Origin of the sequence: Psychromarinibacter sediminicola, from assembly GCF_029168335.1 — a bacterium.
Lineage (GTDB): Bacteria > Pseudomonadota > Alphaproteobacteria > Rhodobacterales > Rhodobacteraceae > Psychromarinibacter > Psychromarinibacter sediminicola.
Window position 1 is genome coordinate 1 of the sequence record NZ_JARGYC010000086.1, and the last position, 17,391, is coordinate 17,391.

The following is a 17,391-nucleotide window of genomic DNA, read 5'->3' on the forward strand; positions in this document are numbered from 1 at the left end:
GGACGAGGCAGCCTTCATCACCGGCACGACGATCATCGTCGATGGCGGCCAGCTCCTGCCTGAAGGCAACGACTTCAGGATCAACCCCGAATGACCGATACCGACATACAGAGCTTCCTCGACATCGAGCCGATCGAGGAGGGGCAGTTGGAAACCCCGGTCCCGGTGGTCGAGCTCGACGTGGTCGACCGGAATATCCGCCGCTGGCAGGAACGGTGCGACGCGCTGGGGATGGCCAACCGGCCGCATATCAAGACCCACAAGCTGGTGGGGCTGGCGAAGTTCCAGATCGCCGTGGGTGCCAAGGGCATCACGGTGCAGAAGCTGGGCGAGGCCGAGGTGATGGCCGATGGCGGCATCACCGACATGCTGATGACCTTCAACGTCGTCGGCGAGCCAAAACTCAAGCGCCTCGCGGCGCTGGCCCGGCGCACCGACATCTCGGTGGTCGCCGACAACGCGGCGGTGGTCCAGGGCCTCGGGAAAGCGGGGCGCGATGCCGGACGCGACATCGCGGTGTTGGTCGAGTGCGAAACCGGCGCGGACCGCAACGGCGTCGCGTCGCCTTCCGACGCGGCCGAGCTGGCCCGCATCATCGATAATTCCGACGGGCTGCGCTACGGCGGTCTGATGACCTACCCCGCCCCCGGCACCCGTAGCGCGGCCGTGGCCTTCCTGACCGAGGCACGCGAACGCATATCGGCGGCAGGGCTCGAAACCGCCGTGATCAGCTCAGGCGGCTCGCCCGACATGTGGAGCGACGAGGGGCTGGCGCCGATCACGGAATACCGCGCCGGGACCTACGTCTATTTCGACCGCGCGCTCATCAAGTTCGGCGCCTGCACGCTGGAAGACTGCGCCCTGAAGCTCCGCGCCACGGTGGTGAGCGTGCCGACCGCCGATCGCGCGATCCTCGACTCGGGCTCCAAGGCGCTAACCAGCGACCTGAACGGCCTGTCCGATCACGGGTGCGTGCCCGTCCTGTCGGACGCCCGCGTCTACAAACTGAACGAGGAGCATGGCTACCTGGACATCTCGGGAGTCGCGGCGCCGCCCAAGGTGGGCGACCTGCTTGACGTGGTGCCCAACCACGTCTGCCCGGTGAGCAACCTCTTCGACAAGATCGCCGTCGCGCGCGGCGGCCATGTGCTGGGCCTCGTCCGCGTCGATGCGCGCGGACTGGTCTGGTAGGGACGCGGGTATAGCGTTTGTGGGGGAACATGGGGCGGACCGGCCGCGCGGCTACCCGACTGTGATCAACGCCGCCGGCACGCTGACGCGGCTCTCCGGCGCCCCGCTGGCGCCGGGCGTCCTCGAGGCGATGGCCGAGGCGGACGCGGCGTCTGCAGACATGTTCGAGGTGCAGGCGCATGCCTCCCGCGACATCGCGGCGGCCACCGGAGCCGCGGCGGGGCTTGTGACCTCCGGCGCGACCGGGGGCCTGCTGCTCTCCGCGGCGGCGGTGCTCGCGCGGCTGGATGTCGGGCGGATGGACCGATTGCCGGAGACGGAAGGTCCGAACGAAATCATCGTCGCGCGCGGCCAGCGCAACGGCTACGACCATGCGCTCCGCGCCGCCGGGGCGCGGTTGGTGGAGGTGGGGCTGGCCGAGCCTCTGTCGGGCGCCGGGATCCGTGAGGCGGAGCCTTGGGAATACGAGGCGGCCTTCGGCCCGCGAACCGCCGCGATCCTCCATGTCGCGAGCCGCCGCGCCGCGCCTTCACTCGCAGAGGTGGCAGAGGTCGCCCGCGCGCACGGCCTGCCGTTGATCGTGGACGCGGCCGCCGAGTTGCCCCCGCAGGACAACCTGCGGCGCTTCGTCGGCGAGGGCGCGGACTTGGTGATCTTCTCCGGCGGCAAGGTTCTGGGCGGGCCAGCCGGGACGGGGATCATGGCCGGCAGAGCCGAGTTGATCGCCTCGGCGGCGATGCAGGTGCTCGATACGGACGTCCGATGGGCCGATTGGACACCACCTTCCGATTTCATTGACAGGACCCGGCTGCGCGGCTTGCCCCGGCAGGGGATCGGGCGGAGTTGCAAGGTCGGCAAGAATGAAATCGCAGGGCTCCTCGCGGCACTCGATCATTTTCTCTCCGAGGGCGACGAGGCCCGCCATGCGCGCTGGCTCAAGACCTGCCGGCGGATCGTCGATGGCCTCGAGGGAGCGGGTCGTTTCACGGTTTCGATCGACGGCGCCGAGCGGACCGACGGCATTCCGCTCGTCGAGCTGCGGTGCGCCGATCCGGCGATGGCGGAGCGCCTGCGTCACTGCTTCACGGCTCACCCTACACCGGTGCACACCGCCTTCGACCCTTTCCGCCCCGACTGCGTCCTGGTCAACCCGGTTTGTATCCGCCCGGGGGAGCTACCCACGCTACTGGACGTACTAAACCCCTGACCGACGCGCTGGTTCGCCGCTTGACAGCAACGCCGGCGAAGCGGATGATCATTGTGTCTGCTATTCGGGAAGCATGTCCACTATAGCAGACATCATATATTTCGGGGAGATCTACCATGAAAATTCGGATGAAACTCGTAGCGGCAGCCTTTGCCGCGGGCTCGCTCCTGTCGGCCGCGTCTGCGCAGGCACAGGAGAGCAAGCTGGACGAGGTTCTCGCCCGCGGGCACCTCATCGTGGGAACCGGCAGCACCAACCCGCCCTGGCACTTCAAGAGCATGAGCGACGAGCTACAGGGCTTCGACGTCGACATGGGTCACATCGTGGCCGAGGCGCTGTTCGGAGATCCGGACAAGGTCGAATACGTCATCCAGTCCTCGGACGCGCGCATTCCCAACCTGACCACCGGCAAGGTCGACCTCACATGCCAGTTCATGACCGTCACCGGTGAGCGTGCCCAGCAGGTCGCCTTCACCATCCCCTATTACCGCGAGGGTGTGGGCCTGATGATGAAGGCGGGCGGCAACTATGCCGATTACGACGCGCTGAAGGCGGCCGGATCCGACGTGACTATCTCGGTACTACAGAACGTCTATGCCGAAGAGATGGTGCACAAGGCGCTGCCGGAGGCGACGGTAGACCAGTACGACTCCGTCGACCTGATGTACCAGGCGCTCGAGTCAGGCCGCTCGGACGCGGCGGCGACCGACCAGTCCTCCTTGGCCTGGTACATGGCGCAGAACCCGGGCCGCTATGTCGATGCCGGCTACGGTTGGAACCCGCAGTCCTATTCATGCGCCGTGGCGCGGGGCGACATGGACTGGCTGCACTTCGTAGACACCGCCCTGCACGAGGCAATGACCGGCGTGGCCTTCGACACCTATGCCGCCTCGTTCAAGAAATGGTTCGGCCGCGACCTGCCGCCGCCGCAGATCGGCTTCCCGGTCGAATACAAGTAAGCTGACCGGTGCGCGGCGGTGTTGCCGCCGCGTATCCGACGCACAGCGGATCACCAACCTCCATGGGCTACACACTCAATTTCGACGCTGTCTGGCGCAGCTTCGACCTGCTGCTCGCGGGTCTGGCGCTGGGCCTCGCGCTCGCCTTCGCGGCGATCCTGCTGGGTTGCGTGATCGGCCTGGTGACGGCCTTCGCACTGCTGGCGAAGTCCCGGATGGCACGGATGCCCGCCGGCCTTTACGTCACCATCATCCGCAATACGCCGATCCTGGTGCTAATCCTCTTCACCTATTTCGCGCTGCCCGAGCTCGGCATCCGGCTGGGCAAGATTGAGAGCTTCATCCTGACACTCGCCATCTACTCCGGCGCCTACTTGGCCGAGGTCTTCCGCGGCGGCCTTCTGGCGATCCCGCCGGGGCTGCGCGAGGCGGGGCTGGCCATCGGCCTGACCGAGATGCAGATCCGCACATCGATCATCGTGCCGCTGATGATCCGCAACGTCCTGCCCTCGCTGGGCAGCACCATCATCTCACTATTCAAGGACACCTCCCTCGCGGCCGCCATCGCCGTTCCCGAACTGACCTTCGAGGCGCGCAAGATCAACGTCGAGACGTTCCGCGTCATCGAGACCTGGATCGTCGCGAGTCTGATGTACGTCGCTACCTGCACCGCCTTGGCCGCAATCATGCGGAAGGTGGAGCAGCGCCTGACGGTCCCGAGGTGACGCCATGGACCCGATCCGGTTCGGAGAAATGCTGTGGCTTGCGCGCATGCCGATCCTCAAGGGGCTGGGCATGACCGTTTCGATCTCGGCGCTGGCGATTATCCTCGGCACACTGCTGGGGATCTTCGTGGGCCTGTCGCTCACCTACGGCGCGCGGCCGCTGCGCTGGCTGGTGCGGGGCTATACCGACTTCATCCGCGGCACACCGGTGCTGGTGCTGGTTCTGGCCAGCTACTACGTGCTCAGCACCGTGGGCCTCGATCTGACCGCCTTCCAGGCCGGTGTATTGGCTCTGACCGTTTTCTGCAGTTCACATGTGGGCGAAATCCTGCGCGGCGCTCTCCAGTCGATCCCGAAGGGGCAGATCGAGGCGGCCAAGGCGATCGGCCTGACCTTCCGCGAGACCTTCGCCTATATCCTCGGACCGCAGGCGCTGCGCCAAGCGCTGCCGGCCTGGGTCAACACGGCGGCCGAGATGGTCAAGGCCTCCACGCTGTTGTCGATCATCGGCGTCAGCGAACTGCTCTTGCGCACGCAGGAACTGATCTCGCGCACCTTTATGAGCCTCGAGTTCTACTTCTTCGCGGGGCTGCTCTACTTCACTATCAACTACGCCATCGAGCATCTCGGCCGCTATGTCGAGCGCAAGACGGCGGTGCCGTCCTGACGGGGAAACGATGCCGGACCACCTTCTCGAGATTGAGGACCTTCACAAGAGCTTCGGCGAGACCGAGGTGCTAAAGGGCGTCGATTTTACCATGGACAAGGGCGACGTTGTCTCGGTCATCGGCTCAAGCGGCTCAGGCAAGACGACACTGCTCCGCTGCATCAACATGCTCGAGGAGTTCGAAGGCGGCACCATCCGCATCGAGGGCGAAGTAATCGGCTACACCACCGCCGGCGGCCACCGCCGCCGTAAGCCGGAGAAGGAGATTGCCCGCCAGCGCGCGCTGACCGGCATGGCCTTCCAGCAGTTCAACCTGTTCCCGCACATGTCGGCGATCGATAACGTCACGCTGGGCCTGATCAAAGTCAAAAAGCTGCCGAAGGAGGAGGCCCGCGCCGTCGCCATGCGATGGCTCGACCGCGTCGGGCTAGGCGAGCGGGCGGGCCACTACCCTGGCCAGCTCTCCGGCGGCCAGCAGCAGCGCGTCGCCATTGCGCGGGCCATCGCCATGAACCCGCACCTGATGCTCTTCGACGAAGTCACCTCGGCGCTGGACCCAGAGCTGGTGAACGAGGTGCTGCAGGTGATCCGCTCGCTCGCCGAGGACGGCATGAGCATGCTCCTCGTCACCCACGAGATGCGCTTCGCCCACGAGGTCTCGGATATCGTCGTCTTCATGAACGACGGCGTCATCGCCGAGATGGGCAACCCACGCGAGATTTTCCCCAACCCGTCGACCCGGCGGCTGGCGGAATTCCTCAAGACTTCATCGTTCAACTGACCCCAAAGGGAGAAGATACCAATGTCCATCAAGAGATATGGCGCGGGCGAAACCGGCGCCGGCAAGCAGGGCCTCCCCTTCGCGCGTGCCGTCGAGGCGGACGGCTGGCTCTACGTCTCGGGCCAGGTCGCCATGAAGGACGGAGAGATCGTGAGCGGTGGGATCATCTTCGAGAGCCGCCGCGCCATCGAAAACATGCTCGCCATCCTCTCCGAGGCCGGCTATGGCACTGAGGATATCGTGCGCGTCGGCGTCTGGCTGGACGATCCGCGCGACTTCTGGTCCTTCAACGGCGTCTTCAAGGAGTACTTCGGCGAGCATCCCCCGGCGCGGGCTTGCGTACAGTCGTACATGATGGTGGATTGCAAGGTCGAAGTTGACTGCATCGCCTACAAGCGCAAGTAAGCTCCGAGAAGCCCGGCAAGAAAGGCGGCAGGATGGGCATTGAGGAAACACGGACGGAACCCCGCAGGGCGCGCGGACTGGACCGCGCTTTCGAGATTCTGGATTTCCTCCGTGCGCAGCGCCAGCCGATGCGACCCAACGAGATCGCTCAGATTATCGGCGCGCCTCGCTCCTCCGTCTACGAACTGGTAAACGTCCTGCTCCGCCTGGGCGTGATCGAGTATCGCGGCTCCGACGGCCGGGTCTTCCTAGGCCGAAAGCTCTATTTTCTGGGCGCGGCCTACATGGACGAGCTGGACCTGATCCAGGCGGCGGAAAGCGTGCTGACCGAGGTGACAGCGCAGATCCAGGAGACCTCGCAGCTCTGCATGCTGGACGGCAACAAGTACACCGTCGCGCTCATGCGCGAGAGCGCGCGGCCCTTCCGCATCTCTTCGACCATCGGCGAGGCGGTGCCGCTGCCTTGGACGGCCTCCGGCCGGCTGCTGGTGTCGCACATGACCGACGACGAGATCCGCGATTTCATCCCACCGGAGGATTTCGTGCTACCCGACGCCGCGCCGCTGGATCCCGACGAGTTCCTGCGCCAGGTCCGGCAGGCCGAGACGGACGGTCACTTCACCTTCAACAGCGAAGTGGAGCGTTTCGCCCATTGCTTCGCCGTGCCGGTGCGCGACGGCGCGGGCATCTGCGCCGCCACGCTGTGCCTCGTCACCCCCGAAGAGGACGGTCGCCGCAATCACGACCACTACCTTGACACGCTGAAACGCGGGGCGGACCAGCTGTCCTTCCAACTCGGGCCGCAATCCAGCGCGACCGAGGACGCCGCCCCGGCGCGGGCCGCCGCCAGGTAACCCCCTAGAGTACATCGTAGCGCCGCGGATGGGTCGAGATGGCCCTTGAGGCGCTGCGCACTCCGCGTGCAACCGCTTCGTCCACCGACCCCCCCGCTGCGAGCGCATGCAGAAAGGCCGCGTTGAAAACATCCCCCGCGCCGATCGAGTCCACCACTTCGACCGCCGGCGCAGCGCATGGCGAGCCCCCCCCAGGCCCATGCGCCTCGGCGCCATCGACTCCGCGCTTGACGACCGCGATCGCCCCAGGAGCAAGCAAAGACGCAAGCGCTTCGGCGTCCGCGGCCCCATTGCCCTGAAGCGCGCTGGCCTCAGCCTCGTTGACCAGCAGGCAGTCCACCGCCCGCGCCCAGCCCTGCGCATCCCGCCGCGCCGCGCCTTCCCAACCTTCGGGGGGCCAGCCCGTGTCCAGGGCCACGCGCGCGCCCGCGGCACGGGCATGTGCGAATAGCGCACCGTACTCCGCGGAGAGCGCGGTGGTCAGGAACGACCCGCACAACAGCAGCCACCCGCCCGAAAGCCGGGACCAATCCAACCCGTCTCGCACCTCCTCCCAGCGCAGCGCCGCCAAGTGGCCCCGCGTCGTGAAGAACGTCCGCTCGCCATCGGGATGCGTGATCCCCACCGATACCGTCGACGGTCCCCGCGTGACCGGCCATGCGGCCGACTGGGGCGCCAGCTGCTCCCTCATCCAAACGCCATATAGATCCGCGCCAGTGTTGGCGAAAAACTGGTAGTCTGCGCCGAGGGCCCGCCAGGTCAGCGCCGAGTTTGCCGCAGAACCGCCCACGCGCAGGTCGTCGTGCTGCACGACGACCTCTGAGCCGGGTACCGGCCAAGGCTCTGCCGGGCCGAGGATCATATCGACATTTACGTTTCCGACGACGGCAAGCGGTTTCATCGGGTCACTCGATCCTTGTGACCTTGCTGGAACGCACGGGCGTGCCGACATCCGCAACGCGTCGCGCGGCGAACGCAACCATGAATTCCTGAGCCAAGGGCAGGATCCGGAACAGTGCCGCCAGGTCCGCCGACGGCGGCAGCGTGACCGACGTCGTGCCCGGCACAGGCGCCCCGCCTGAGGCGTCGAATACGACTGTGGGCGAACCAGCTTCCGCCGTCACGGCCGCAAGCCGGCCGACTAGGTCGGCGGTGGCATCTGCGCCGCGGAACATCACCAATCCGACCCGCGAGCCCAACATCTCCAACGGTCCGTGCCGCAGCTGGCCACCCTCAAGCGAGAAGCAGGGCAACCGCGACAACTCGGTCAGGCCCAGAGCGACCGCCTCAGCCAGCCCCTGCAGCCGTCGGCCACTGGTAACGATGGTATCGACCTGCTCCAGCGCCTGCAGGACCGCCCCAAGATCCGCCTCACGCGGATCGCGAAGCGCATCAGCGACGTCCTCCGTCGAGGCCCCCAACTCCCCCAGCACAGCAGCGTGAAGGGCGAGCGTGACCGTCAGGCTGCGCGTCGCGGCGAAGGCGGTCTCCGTCCCCCCGGCGCCGATCAGGCACGGCACCGCGCGAGATAGCGCCGAGTCTGGCTCCATCGTCAGCCCGAATACATCCCCAGCGGTTCGCTTGCCGCCGAGCCAGCGCAAGACTTCGGCGCTTTCGCCAGACTGAGAGGTCAGCAGGACGGTCCGCCCAACGACCGGCAGCGGGGCGTAGAGCTGTTCTGAAAGCGGCAGCGCCAGCGCGTCGATGCCGAGCGCACGATAAAGCGGCTCCACCGCACGCCCCGCCCCCTGCGAGGCGCCCATGCCCAGCAGTAGCAGCCGCCCTCTCTCACGAACCGCGTCCGCGACCCGCCGTGCCATGTCTCCCGAGGCGCGAAACGATTCTAGCGCATCCTCATGCTGCCGCGCCATCTCCTCGCGAATCGCCATAAGCCCGGGCGCTGACGAATTGTCGATCTTCATGTTCTGATCCTCATATCCTTGATCGGCAGGAGACAAAGAAGATCCTTCCGCATGACCGCCCGTCCGAAGACGGGGCCATTCAGATCACGCCGTGCACCGGGCCCGCTCACGTCCGGATCACGCCATCTTTGGCTTTTCCGGAAGCCATTTTTTCTCCACGCTGCAGATCATCGTGTACGCCGGATTGAAGACGTTTCCCACTTCATAGCGGACGGTCTGGCCGAGCAGATGCGCGGCATCGGAATCGGACAGCCCGTAATCGGACTTCAGCCAGGCCACCATTTCGGTCGTCGCGTGCTGGAGTGCCTGGTCGAGCGGGCGTGCATTGCCCACGGTAAAAATGCGATTGTCCAGTTCGCCGCGCGGCCAGCCGATCCCCCCATGCTTTTCGACGGTCAGACGCAGTTCAACGTCGCAGCAGGTCTCCACCCCGGTGCCGGATATCTCGCCATCGCCCTGTGCCGCATGGCAATCGCCGACGAAGAACAGGGCACCGGACACGGAAACGGGGAAACTCACGCTGCAGCCGATGGTGAAACCGCGGTAGTCCATGTTGCCGCCGTTCCGGCCGCTGGTTGCAGTCGAGATCGCCTCGCCCCCCGCTGGCGCTACGCCAAAGCATCCGATCATCGGCGCGTATGGCAAGATCAGGTGCTTCAGCGCGGCACCCGGAGCTTCAAGCCGAACTGTGGACGCTTTGCGATCAATGATCCATTCCGAGCGGTCCCTGGGCGGAATATTGCGCGCGTATTCCGGCTCCAGAACGTTCGCCGAGAGGGCGGCGCGGGTCCAGCCCGTCTCGCGGGCCGGGTCGATCCTCAGAATATCGACCCGAAGCGCGTCACCGGGCTCCGCACCGGCAACGTAGATCGGACCGTTCATCGGGTTTGGTCGGTCCGCCGTCTGCTCTCCGTGCGCATTCGTCCCTGCCGCATCCAAGGTCTCTGTGATGACGATGTCGCCGCTGGAAATGTGCATGGCCGGCGCCATATCCGCCAGGACGTTCGACCAAGCCGATGGTGTGAAACGATGTGTTTCGGTCAAGAAGGTCTCTCCTTCGGCGCCACCTCGGAAGCCGTGATCTGCCTCAATATTTCGAAGTCTGCCTTCTATGGTGTCTAGTAGCAATACGGACCTGAGCCGTCGGTTGACGTAAATGTCATCAAAGATTGAACCGGTGATTGCGGCCCGCCGCTGGGACCGCAGCTGAACAATATGGAGCTATGGCTGAATTTGGGTGATGCGGCCTGAGAAGGCGGCGACGTCTTGAAGTACTTGAATGGGCAGGCTCGGTCATGTGGCGAACGCTACCGATGCCCCTGCCCCGCCTCAAGCCGAGTTCCTTTGACAGCCTCTCTTTCAGGTCACCCCGCCCCGCTTGCTAATCCATCTTGACCGGCGCCGCAGACGACTGCGCAAATTTTTTCGCCGGCGGTGGCATTGATCTGTCCACAGTGCAAGGCAGTCACTGCAGCGACACCACTGAGATCCGCGGCTAGCCCCATCTCGAACCACAGCCACTCTGCTGCATCGAGCATCTGGGTATCTGTAACCAGGACGATGTCGTCGACGTGCTGATCGACCAACTCGTAGATACGCTCGTCAGTGCGGCTGCACGCGAGCGTCGGAATGGACGTGGTCACCCGATCAAGCGTGATAACGCCGCCCGCTTTCAACGAGTTTTTCAGTGTCGGCGAGCCTTCCGCTTCGACGCCGATGACCCGCACGTGCGGTGTCAGAGCCTTGATCGCAGTTGCCACGCCCGAAATGAGGCCCCCACCGCCGATCGCAACGATCACCGTATCGACTTGTGGCAATTGGTGGAGCAGTTCGAGCCCGACGGTTCCCTGGCCCGCGACCACCAGCGGATCGGCGAAAGGGTGAAAATAGGCAGCACCTGTCTTCCGGACGCGCTCGAGTGCAGCAGCGTTCGCGTCATCCCAGACGGTCCCGACGATCACCGTTTCAGCGCCCCATTGGTGAAGCTTCTCCACTTTTTCGGGTGAGACGTTCCCCGGCAGAAATATTGTGACCTGCACTCCGGCCATGTAGCCGGCCTGCGCGGTCGCAAGGCCATGATTTCCGCCGGATGCAGCCACGATCCCTTTGTCGAGAACATCCGGCGGCGTCGCGAGAAGCTTGTTGGTCGCTCCGCGCGCCTTAAAGGAACCCGTCACCTGGAGCAACTCGAGCTTCAGCATCAGTTGGGCACCTTCTGCGACGGGCGTCTTGAGTTGGTTCGCCTCGATTACGGGCGTATGACGGACGCGGTCGCGTATCCGCTGTTCGGCCGCGCGGATATCATCGATCCCGATCACGGAAGCTCTCCTTCATACGGAGTGGCCACGACGAGGCAGCAATTCCCGGTTACAACGCGTCCAGGCTGACGCCGTCCGTAGAGGATGCCATTGGCGCCATAGCGGAGCGTCTCCGGAGGTCGAAATGGATCTCCGAGGTGATGCACACGGCCCGCTTCCTGCCCAGCACGGACCTCGGTTCCGAGCGGATGATATCCTTCGAAGACCCCATTGGCGCTTGCGAACACGTAGCCTGGCGGACCGGGTATCGTCAGGACCGGACGATCGCGGCCCTCTGTGCGTTCCGGCTGGGTCTCGCTTCGCTCCAGGATGCCGAGATGGCTCAACACATTCTGCGCTCCGCGGCGGCAGATCTTGAGAGCCTCCAGCGACACGGTGCCGCCACCGCCCATTTCGGTTCCGACTGTGGTGAGCCCTGCTGCGACCGAGGCCGCCGTGGATGTCCTACGTTCCCCGAGATTGTCGACAACAACAGTGAGGGGTGCGTCGAAGGCGAGAACGGCGGCAGCATTACGTTTGTGGTGTTCCGGATCGGGCGCCGGCTCGATGATTCCGCTCGGTAGGATGTCGAGGGAGGAACCACCGGAATGGAGATCGAGGAAGGCATCTCCGAGCGGAAAGATGACATCGTTGACGAATGCGGAGGTTTGCTGGGTAATTGAGCCCGCAGGATCTCCCGGAAATGTGCGGTTCATGTTGAGACCGTCGACGGGCGACGTTCGCCGGCCGGCTTCGACGGCAGCGATGTTAATCGCAGGTAGGAGAATGACTCGACCTTGTACCCGCGTCGGATCCAGCTCGCGTGCCATCTCGCCCAGTACGATCGGTCCCTCGTATTCGTCGCCGTGATTGCCGCCCTGTATGATCGCTGTCGGTCCATCGCCATTCTTAACAACTGCGATCGGAATTCGGGTTGTTCCCCAAGCGTCCTCATGTGGCGAATGCGGGATATGTATGAAACCGGACTGTTTTCCAGGATTCTCAAAGTCAACGGTAACGAACGCGGTGGACTTTCGGGACATGTAAGCGCTTCTCGCCAAAAAAGGGGAAGTTGGAGATTGTGGGGAGGCGCCGCTCATAGGGCGCCTCCCAAAAGAAGCGGCTCGCGCGATGGCGCCGCACCAAGAGACCCTCACATGCTCGGGAAACTTTCCGGCAGCCTTTGGCCGAGCCATTCCTCCGTCAAGTCCGAAAGCCTCCCGTTGTTCAGATTGTAGAACACGAAGGTGTCGACCCAACGCAGCAGCTCGGGATTTCCCTTTGGAACGCCAACATGGGTGGGCGAGTAGCGGAATATCTCGATCGGCGCGAGTGCGTTGTCGGGATCGCGTTTGGAGAGGTCATTTGCGATGATGTTCGCCGTCGCGAACAGCTCAACCTGACCGGAGAGATAGGCGGACGCGGCCGTCGCATCGTCGTCGTAACGCTGAATGTTGGCGTCCGGCATCCTCTCCGTTAGCTCGATGTCCTGTGTCGTCCCGCGGGCGACCCCGATGGATTGGTCGCCGAGATCAGACAAGCTCTCAAGTCCCGAGTCCTCCGGACCAAACAGGCCGATGGAGAGCGCCGAATAGGGCGAAGAGAAATCGATTTGCAGCGCCCGTTGCGGCGTAGCGCCCATCGCGGCGATTGTGAGATCGATTCGGTTGGTGGCGAGGTAGGAGATCCGGTTGGCGCTGGTGACGGTTGTCAGCTCCAGCTCGACCCCCAACCCTTCGGCGATCATTTTGGCGACCTCGACGTCGAGCCCGATCTGCTCGTTGTTCTCGTCGAGGAAGCCAAAGGGAGGAACATCCGACGGCACGCCAATCCTGACTGTACCGGCGTCGAGGATGTCTTTCAGATCGGCTTTTGCCGGTGCGGAAATACCGATAGAGACCAGCGCAGCGCTGGCAATCGCCGTTAAGTATTTCATCATTTCCTTCTCCTCCTATGTTAACCGTCAGTGCAAGACGGCGTCCAGAAAACCGGTCAACTCCGGAGTGCGTGGATGTTCCAGCGTCTCGCGTGAGTCTCCCTCCTCGTGAATGCGGCCCTCGTGCATGAAGACGGTTCGGTTGCCGACCGTTTTCGCGAATTTCATTTCGTGCGTGACGAGCAGCATCGTCATTCCGTCGGCCGCAAGCGCCTCCAGTACCCGCAGCACCTCACCGACAAGTTCGGGGTCGAGTGCCGAAGTGATCTCATCGAAAAGCATCACTTTCGGTCCCATTGCCAGGGACCGGGCGATGGCGACGCGCTGTTGCTGTCCGCCCGACAGTTCGTCGGGATATGCGCCGAACTTGTCTGCGAGACCTACCTTGGTGATTACCTCATGAGCGATGTCGCGGGCTTCGGCGTATGGCGTCTTGCGAACGACCTTTAGCGCGAGAGTGACATTGCGCTCCACCGATAGATGTGGGAACAGGTTATAGCTCTGGAACACCATGCCCACCCTCTGCCTCAGGTTGTTGAGGTCGGCATTGGCGGCCGTGACCTCGGTACCATCCACCGTGATACGCCCCTGCTGCACAGGCTCTAGGCCGTTAATGCACCGAAGTAGTGTCGACTTGCCCGACCCGGATCGTCCGATGATCGCGACAATCTCCCCTTCTGAGACAGACAGGTTGATGTTCGACAGAACCTCGAATTCACCGAAGCGCTTGTGCACCGCCTCGAGATTAACGAGCGACATGGATCCTCCGTTCGAGTCTCTGACTCACGTTGGAAAGGCTGTAGCAAATGACGAAATAGATCGCCGCGACGGTCAGGTAGATCGACATCGGCGCGAAGGTTGCGTTATTCAGCATCTGTCCGGCCCGGCTCAGCTCCACAAAGCCGATCACCGAGGCGAGCGAAGTGTTCTTGATGAGCTGAACGATAAAACCGACAGTAGGGGGGATATTGATTCGCACGGCTTGCGGAACGATGATGTAGCGTAACCGCTGTAGATAAGTGAGCCCAAGCGCCGCAGAGGATTCCCACTGTGTTTTCGGCACGGATTGCAGTCCACCGCGCCAGATCTCCGCAAGATACGCGCTTGCGTAAATGGAGAATGCTGTCACAGCCGCGGTCCAAGCCCCAACGCTCCATCCAAACACACTGAACCCAAAAAAGAAGATGAAGAGCTGACCCAGGACCGGTGTGCCCTGGACAAGATTAATATAACCTATCGCCAGCCAGTTGGCCGGTCGCAACGGCACGATGCGCAGTACGGCGACGACCAGTGCGATCGTCCCTCCGATCAGCGCCGAGGCCAGAGTCAGGAGGATCGTCCAGCGTGTTGCCAACAGCAGGAACAGTATATCCTCGGAGCCGAATTCCCGGATCATCGAGCGGGCCTCCTGACGAAGACGCTCCAGTAGATGCCCAGGAAGACGCTACGGAACACCAGCGTCAAACAGAGGTATATCAGCGTGATCGCCGAATAGACCTCGAACGACCGAAATGTGCGCGAATCGATGAAGGACGCTTGGTGGAAGAGTTCGTTGGCTCCGATCGTGGAAACGATACTCGACATCAGCATGAGCAGGATGAACTGACTGGTTAGCGCGGGGTAGATCGACTTCAGCGCCTGAAATAGAATGACGTAGCGGAACACCTGATATCCGTTCATCCCGAGCGCGTGTCCCGCTTCGATCTGGCTTTTTCGGACCGACTCGATGCCGGCACGGATGATCTCTGCGCTGTAGGCGCCAAGGTTGACCGAGAGCCCGAGGAGAGCTGCCTCATTGGCGGTGAAGCGCAATCCGAGACTCGGCAATCCGAAGAAGATGATAAACAGCTGCACCAGTAGAGGGGTGTTGCGGATCGTTTCGACATAGACCGTTGCGATGGCCTTGAACGGCCCCGGTGCACCGGTTCGCATCGCGGCGACCACGACACCGATGACGAGACCGATCACGATCGTTGCCGCAGAAAGCTGCAACGTCAGAAGAACGCCTTCGACGAGTTCGTCTCGGTACGCCAGGAGAGAACTAAACCGGAAGTCATAGTTCATGATCGCGGTGCGCTCCCGCTTTTGTCCGGGTGATTGAAACGCCCGGACACCTCGTAGGATTATTGAGGATGTTAACGCCGCTTCAAATGTGACGTCAAGCGTCGTATATAAAACGATGTACGGAGATCTCGCCATGAATGACCAGCCTAGCTATTCTGCCCCGGCGCTGGAAAAGGGGCTCGATATACTGGAACTCCTGGCCGTAGAGGGCACAGCGCTCACCACGAGACAGGTCGGGGAGCGGCTCGGTCGCTCAAAGAACGAAATCTTTAGAATGGTTCACGTCCTGATCCAGCGCGGCTACATCGCCCGCGCGCCAGACGGTGAGGGCCTTACGCTTACCAACAGATTATTCGCTCTTGGGATGCAGACCGCACGGATGCGCGACCTGATTGCAGTCGCTGGCCCAGTTATAGAGCGTCTCGCTGACGAGATACGTCAATCCGTTCACCTTGTTGTCGCCAACCGCGGGGAGACGGTCGTGATCGGTGCGGCCTCCGGCGGGTCGGAGATGACCTTCAGCCTCAAGCTTGGTTATCGCCGGCCACTTGTCGACGCTCACTCCGGCCTCCTTTTGATGGCGTATCAGGTGCCAGAGGTTCGCCAGAGAATGATCGAAGAGAGCATCGCCGTGTGCCAATCCGAGATTGACAGGGCTGCGCTCGAGAATGAGTTAAACCTGCTGCGCCGCGAGGGGTCGATAATCAACGAAAGCCGCGATATCATCGGCGTCACCGACATTGCTGCACCTATTGTTCTCGGAAATGAAGAGGCGATAGCATGCATCATAGTCGCTTATCTCAACCGAAAGAAGACTACACCTGACTACGATTTCGCCCGCGGGAAGCTCGTTGATGCGTGCTCTGAAATAGCCAGGCGCATGGAGGAGTTTCGGCCACCGCTTCACGCGGCTCAGAGCCCAACCGAAAACTAAGTTGAGTGATTTCAGCCAGTTATGATTCTCTGGGGTTGCGACACCTTGGAGAATACGATGCCCTGGACTGAAATCACCCGCAGAGACTATGCCCGGGAGGGCCTCCGCTATGCAACCGACAGCACAGACGAGGAGTGGGCGGTGATTGCGCCCTTCATGCCTGCGCGAAGCAGGGTCGGACGTCCGCGCCGAACGGACATGCGTGCGGTGTGGGACGCGATCCAGTACATGGCGGCGACGGGGTGCCAGTGGGCAATGCTGCCCAAGGACCTCCCGCCGTTTACGACGGTCCAGTATTACTTCTACATGCTGCGCAACAGCGGGACGCTCGATCTGATGAACGATGCTCTGGCCTGCGCGTCCCGGCTCACGGCTGGCCGCGCGGCAGAGCCGACGGCTGGCATCATCGACAGCCAGTCTGTGAAAACCACCGAAAGCGGCGGGCCAAGGGGCTTCGACGCCGGGAAGAGGATCAAGGGGCGCAAACGCCATATCGTCACGGATACGCAGGGAAATCTGCTCGCGGCGATGACGCATTCCGCCGGCGTTCAGGACCGGGACGGCGCGCCCGGTGTTATCGCGTTCGCCACGGAGAGCTGGCCGACACTGCGCCATGTCTTCGCCCCTCTCGGCGATTGCACGCAATCGCCTGCCGGGCAATGGACGGAGGCTACGCCGGCGACAAGCTGCGCGAAACGCTCGCCCGCGCCAGCGGCCCGGAGGTCGAGATCGTCAAGCGCCCGAACGCAGCGCAGGGGTTCGTTGTCATCGCCCGTCGATGGGTCGTCGAACGGACATTCGCCTGGCTCGGTCGCTGTCGGCGTCTTGCAAAGGACTGGGAAGCATCGATCGCCTCCTCGGATGCTTGGCTGCTGATCGCCTCGATCCGCCGCATGGTCCGACACGTTGTCAGAACCCGAAAAACCCAGCATGAATTTTGATTCAGACTGTCAGCCTTTTCCGAACCCCGATTTGAGAGACCCTGGAGTTGCCAATAGGCACTGTCGCGTTAAACGGCCGGCGAACAAGACGGCGGGTAGGTAACATTCCTCATGCTTCCCCCTCACCTACACCCGCCATCGCTTTCCGCCGAGGATAATCTAGAATGCCGTCTGGCTCTATTTCCGGTTTGCGCTGAGCTATCGCGACGTTGAGGACATGCTCGCCGAACGCGGCATCGATGTGTCCTACGAAACCGTCCGGCGATGGGTCCACAAGTTCGGCGGCATCTACGCCGAGCGGGTCCGTCAGCGCCGACCAAGACCTTCAAATCGATGGCACCTCGATAAGGTCTTCCTCAAGATCGGCGGAGCTATGCCCGATTATGGGTGACGCGGCTTGATCAGGCGGCGCGGGACGTCCGGACGATCCTGCTCGACGGCGTGACCGGTCTTTTTTTCCTCGTAATCCCGTGCCGTTGGAAGAACCGCCAGAGTGACGAGGTCGAGG

Annotated in this window: 18 protein-coding genes and 2 pseudogenes; 11 read left to right on the plus strand and 9 right to left on the minus strand. The window is 63.1% G+C overall.

The annotated features are described in order from the left end of the window. Positions 1 to 90 precede the first annotated feature (90 nt). The 8 genes from P1J78_RS21375 to P1J78_RS21410 all read left to right on the plus strand — a co-directional run bounded on the left by P1J78_RS21375 (position 91) and on the right by P1J78_RS21410 (position 6,789). Positions 91 to 1,191 (plus strand): alanine racemase, encoded by a 1,101-nt coding sequence (locus P1J78_RS21375; RefSeq protein ID WP_275569418.1) that lies wholly within the window; start codon positions 91 to 93, stop codon positions 1,189 to 1,191. Positions 1,192 to 1,252: 61 nt separating this feature from the next. Beyond that, positions 1,253 to 2,398, plus strand: a complete 1,146-nt coding sequence (locus tag P1J78_RS21380) for a DegT/DnrJ/EryC1/StrS family aminotransferase (protein ID WP_275569419.1) — start codon at positions 1,253 to 1,255, stop codon at positions 2,396 to 2,398. Positions 2,399 to 2,526: 128 nt separating this feature from the next. Next, positions 2,527 to 3,357 (plus strand): transporter substrate-binding protein, encoded by an 831-nt coding sequence (locus P1J78_RS21385; protein ID WP_275569420.1) that lies wholly within the window; start codon positions 2,527 to 2,529, stop codon positions 3,355 to 3,357. A gap of 62 nt (positions 3,358 to 3,419) precedes the next feature. After that, on the plus strand, positions 3,420 to 4,082 hold the full coding sequence (locus tag P1J78_RS21390; RefSeq protein WP_275569421.1) for an amino acid ABC transporter permease: 663 nt from the start codon (positions 3,420 to 3,422) through the stop codon (positions 4,080 to 4,082). A 4-nt stretch (positions 4,083 to 4,086) separates the two neighbouring features. Then, complete coding sequence (locus P1J78_RS21395; protein ID WP_275569422.1) at positions 4,087 to 4,749, plus strand: amino acid ABC transporter permease; 663 nt, start codon at positions 4,087 to 4,089, stop codon at positions 4,747 to 4,749. A 10-nt stretch (positions 4,750 to 4,759) separates the two neighbouring features. Next, entirely contained in the window at positions 4,760 to 5,530 is a 771-nt protein-coding gene (locus tag P1J78_RS21400; RefSeq protein ID WP_275569423.1) for an amino acid ABC transporter ATP-binding protein, read from the plus strand. Positions 5,531 to 5,551: 21 nt separating this feature from the next. After that, positions 5,552 to 5,935 carry a RidA family protein gene (locus tag P1J78_RS21405; protein ID WP_275569424.1) on the plus strand — a complete coding sequence of 128 codons (384 nt, stop codon included), beginning with the start codon at positions 5,552 to 5,554 and terminating at the stop codon, positions 5,933 to 5,935. A 32-nt stretch (positions 5,936 to 5,967) separates the two neighbouring features. Further along, positions 5,968 to 6,789, plus strand: a complete 822-nt coding sequence (locus P1J78_RS21410) for an IclR family transcriptional regulator (protein ID WP_275569425.1) — start codon at positions 5,968 to 5,970, stop codon at positions 6,787 to 6,789. 4 nt (positions 6,790 to 6,793) lie between these two features. Here the strand turns inward: P1J78_RS21410 and P1J78_RS21415 are convergent, their stop codons facing one another. From P1J78_RS21415 to P1J78_RS21455, 9 genes are all read right to left on the minus strand, one after another. Beyond that, entirely contained in the window at positions 6,794 to 7,690 is an 897-nt protein-coding gene (locus P1J78_RS21415; protein ID WP_275569426.1) for a carbohydrate kinase family protein, read from the minus strand. Positions 7,691 to 7,694: 4 nt separating this feature from the next. Further along, a complete protein-coding gene (locus P1J78_RS21420; RefSeq protein WP_275569427.1) occupies positions 7,695 to 8,711 on the minus strand; it encodes an SIS domain-containing protein in 1,017 nt (338 codons plus the stop codon). A gap of 117 nt (positions 8,712 to 8,828) precedes the next feature. Next, positions 8,829 to 9,755, minus strand: a complete 927-nt coding sequence (locus P1J78_RS21425; RefSeq protein WP_275569428.1) for an acetamidase/formamidase family protein — start codon at positions 9,753 to 9,755, stop codon at positions 8,829 to 8,831. A 320-nt stretch (positions 9,756 to 10,075) separates the two neighbouring features. Beyond that, positions 10,076 to 11,029, minus strand: coding sequence for a threonine ammonia-lyase (locus P1J78_RS21430; RefSeq protein ID WP_275569429.1), 954 nt, complete (start codon positions 11,027 to 11,029; stop codon positions 10,076 to 10,078). Further along, positions 11,026 to 12,051 (minus strand): succinylglutamate desuccinylase/aspartoacylase family protein, encoded by a 1,026-nt coding sequence (locus tag P1J78_RS21435; protein ID WP_275569430.1) that lies wholly within the window; start codon positions 12,049 to 12,051, stop codon positions 11,026 to 11,028. Before P1J78_RS21435 ends, P1J78_RS21430 begins: the two co-directional genes overlap by 4 nt. 110 nt (positions 12,052 to 12,161) lie before the next feature. Beyond that, positions 12,162 to 12,947, minus strand: a complete 786-nt coding sequence (locus tag P1J78_RS21440; protein ID WP_275569431.1) for a transporter substrate-binding domain-containing protein — start codon at positions 12,945 to 12,947, stop codon at positions 12,162 to 12,164. Between the two features lie 24 nt (positions 12,948 to 12,971). Next, entirely contained in the window at positions 12,972 to 13,703 is a 732-nt protein-coding gene (locus P1J78_RS21445; protein ID WP_275569432.1) for an amino acid ABC transporter ATP-binding protein, read from the minus strand. After that, on the minus strand, positions 13,690 to 14,340 hold the full coding sequence (locus P1J78_RS21450; protein ID WP_275569433.1) for an amino acid ABC transporter permease: 651 nt from the start codon (positions 14,338 to 14,340) through the stop codon (positions 13,690 to 13,692). The genes P1J78_RS21445 and P1J78_RS21450 overlap by 14 nt, the downstream gene beginning before the upstream one ends. Further along, positions 14,337 to 15,008, minus strand: a complete 672-nt coding sequence (locus P1J78_RS21455) for an amino acid ABC transporter permease (RefSeq protein WP_275569434.1) — start codon at positions 15,006 to 15,008, stop codon at positions 14,337 to 14,339. The genes P1J78_RS21450 and P1J78_RS21455 overlap by 4 nt, the downstream gene beginning before the upstream one ends. 133 nt (positions 15,009 to 15,141) lie before the next feature. On the opposite strand from P1J78_RS21455, the gene P1J78_RS21460 reads away from it, so the two are divergent. From P1J78_RS21460 to P1J78_RS21470, 3 genes and pseudogenes are all read left to right on the plus strand, one after another. Continuing rightward, positions 15,142 to 15,942, plus strand: a complete 801-nt coding sequence (locus P1J78_RS21460; RefSeq protein WP_275569435.1) for an IclR family transcriptional regulator — start codon at positions 15,142 to 15,144, stop codon at positions 15,940 to 15,942. Positions 15,943 to 15,999: 57 nt separating this feature from the next. Further along, positions 16,000 to 16,883, plus strand: a pseudogene (locus P1J78_RS21465) (IS5 family transposase). A 154-nt stretch (positions 16,884 to 17,037) separates the two neighbouring features. Beyond that, a pseudogene (locus P1J78_RS21470) lies at positions 17,038 to 17,253 on the plus strand (IS6 family transposase); the annotation flags it as partial. Positions 17,254 to 17,391: the final 138 nt, after the last annotated feature.

What these genes read in the sequence shown, in the direction of transcription:
- P1J78_RS21375 (WP_275569418.1), top strand. Translation starts at nt 91, where the DNA reads ATGACCGATACCGACATACAGAGCTTCCTCGACATCGAGCCGATCGAG.
- P1J78_RS21385 (WP_275569420.1), top strand. Translation starts at nt 2,527, where the DNA reads ATGAAACTCGTAGCGGCAGCCTTTGCCGCGGGCTCGCTCCTGTCGGCC.
- P1J78_RS21390 (WP_275569421.1), top strand. Translation starts at nt 3,420, where the DNA reads ATGGGCTACACACTCAATTTCGACGCTGTCTGGCGCAGCTTCGACCTG.
- P1J78_RS21395 (WP_275569422.1), top strand. Translation starts at nt 4,087, where the DNA reads ATGGACCCGATCCGGTTCGGAGAAATGCTGTGGCTTGCGCGCATGCCG.
- P1J78_RS21400 (WP_275569423.1), top strand. Translation starts at nt 4,760, where the DNA reads ATGCCGGACCACCTTCTCGAGATTGAGGACCTTCACAAGAGCTTCGGC.
- P1J78_RS21405 (WP_275569424.1), top strand. Translation starts at nt 5,552, where the DNA reads ATGTCCATCAAGAGATATGGCGCGGGCGAAACCGGCGCCGGCAAGCAG.
- P1J78_RS21410 (WP_275569425.1), top strand. Translation starts at nt 5,968, where the DNA reads ATGGGCATTGAGGAAACACGGACGGAACCCCGCAGGGCGCGCGGACTG.
- P1J78_RS21415 (WP_275569426.1), bottom strand. Translation starts at nt 7,690, where the DNA reads ATGAAACCGCTTGCCGTCGTCGGAAACGTAAATGTCGATATGATCCTC.
- P1J78_RS21420 (WP_275569427.1), bottom strand. Translation starts at nt 8,711, where the DNA reads ATGAAGATCGACAATTCGTCAGCGCCCGGGCTTATGGCGATTCGCGAG.
- P1J78_RS21435 (WP_275569430.1), bottom strand. Translation starts at nt 12,051, where the DNA reads ATGTCCCGAAAGTCCACCGCGTTCGTTACCGTTGACTTTGAGAATCCT.
- P1J78_RS21440 (WP_275569431.1), bottom strand. Translation starts at nt 12,947, where the DNA reads ATGATGAAATACTTAACGGCGATTGCCAGCGCTGCGCTGGTCTCTATC.
- P1J78_RS21445 (WP_275569432.1), bottom strand. Translation starts at nt 13,703, where the DNA reads ATGTCGCTCGTTAATCTCGAGGCGGTGCACAAGCGCTTCGGTGAATTC.
- P1J78_RS21450 (WP_275569433.1), bottom strand. Translation starts at nt 14,340, where the DNA reads ATGATCCGGGAATTCGGCTCCGAGGATATACTGTTCCTGCTGTTGGCA.
- P1J78_RS21455 (WP_275569434.1), bottom strand. Translation starts at nt 15,008, where the DNA reads ATGAACTATGACTTCCGGTTTAGTTCTCTCCTGGCGTACCGAGACGAA.
- P1J78_RS21460 (WP_275569435.1), top strand. Translation starts at nt 15,142, where the DNA reads ATGAATGACCAGCCTAGCTATTCTGCCCCGGCGCTGGAAAAGGGGCTC.